Here is a 1,752-nt window from a genome sequence, read left to right as displayed (position 1 = left end):
AGTGGCAGTTATTCCCAGGCCTCTGGCCTGCATTCCATACGGCGGCCAGAGGCCGTGAAATAGTTGCCACTCGGCTGGAGCCGAGCGGCGGCGAAATTTTTTATATGCCATCGCTTTATGAAAAAAATATTATCCATACTCGCCTTATCGATTGCAGGTTTTATAAGCCAGGCCCAACAACTGCCCCCGGTTTTTGACGCTAAACGATCAGTTGAAGCACAATCAACAGAAACAATAAGGAAATATCTTTCACCGGTGCGCATCTTGTGGAAATCTCCGGATGCGGCAACCAATATCATCAATGCCGAAAAGTTATTAAAGCAGGGTGATGGACAGGCGGATCTTTCAGGTAATGACCTGTGTATCCTGCAAAGTAATGAAAAGGGAAAACCCGGTTTATTGCTCGATTTTGGCAAAGAACTGCATGGTGGTTTGCAATTGGTAACAGATCAGTCGAGAGGGGGGAAGCCGGTAAGGGTGCGTATTCGTTTTGGCGAATCGGCCAGCGAGGCCATGTCAAATATCGATACCATAAAAGGGGCTACTAATGATCACGCCATGCGCGATATGATCGTGTCACTACCATGGCTGGGTAAGCTGGAAATTGGCAATACGGGTTTTCGTTTTGTGCGGATAGACCTGGTGGATGATATCAGCCAGCTTAAACTGAAAGAAGTCCGTGCCATTTTTATTTACCGTGATATACCTTACCTCGGCTCTTTTAAATGCAGCGATACCCTGCTCAACAAGATCTGGCTTACCGGCGCTTATACTGTACACCTCAACATGCAGGATTACCTTTGGGACGGCATAAAACGCGACAGGCTGGTTTGGGTAGGGGATATGCATCCTGAAACCTCAACCATTGCAGCCGTTTTTGGCGATAACCCGGTTGTTCCTAAAAGTCTCGACCTTGCCCGCGATATTACCCCGCTGCCCGGTTATATGAACGGTATGGTATCTTACTCTATGTGGTGGATCCTGATCCAGCGCGATTGGTACATGCACACGGGCAATTTAAAATATCTGCAACAGCAAAAAGCTTACCTCGTAAAGTTACTTGATCAATACGCTGTACAGGTTGATGCAAATGGCAGCGAAAAACTGGATGGAGCCGGGAGGTTTTTAGACTGGCCATCCAGCGAAAATAAACCCGCCATTCATGCCGGTTTGCAGGCCATGCTGGTAATGACCCTGAATGCCGGCGCCGAACTATGCAAAATATTGAACGATCCAATCACTGCCCAAAAATGCGAAGCCGCCGTTGCCAAACTTAAAACCAATGTACCTGATGCCAGCGGTTCCAAACAGGCGGCAGCCTTACTGGGCTTATCGGGCCTGCTGCCTGCTCAAAAGGCTAATGAGATCCTTTCGGCTGGTGGAGTGCATAATTACTCTACCTTTTTTGGTTATTACATGCTGCTGGCCAAAGCCAAAGCCGGCGATTATCAGGGTGGAATTGACGCTATCCGCAACTTTTGGGGGCCAATGTTAAATCTTGGCGCAACAACCTTTTGGGAAGATTTTAATATCGATTGGCTGCCAAATGCCTCACGGATAGATGAACTCGTTCCTGATGGTAAAAATGATATCCACGGCGACTACGGGGCTTATTGCTATAAAGGTTTCAGGCATAGTCTGTCGCACGGCTGGGCGTCAGGGCCAACTCCCTGGTTAACTGAGTACGTGCTGGGTGTAAGGGTGATAGCACCGGGTTGTAAGGTGATCAAAATTGAGCCTCATTTAGGCGAT

General features: G+C 48.1%; 1 protein-coding gene. It reads left to right on the top strand.

Annotation, left to right across the window (positions count from 1 at the left end; translation table 11 throughout):
* Positions 1-117: 117 nt before the first annotated feature.
* Positions 118-1,752 (top strand): alpha-L-rhamnosidase (locus VF500_RS09615; RefSeq protein ID WP_330859469.1); only part of this gene is annotated, 1,635 nt, incomplete at its 3' end.

The sequence above is a fragment of the Mucilaginibacter sp. genome, assembly GCF_036383575.1.
Lineage (GTDB): Bacteria > Bacteroidota > Bacteroidia > Sphingobacteriales > Sphingobacteriaceae > Mucilaginibacter.
The sequence above is the reverse complement of the archived record's forward strand: the minus strand, read 5'-3'. Positions and strand labels throughout refer to the sequence as shown.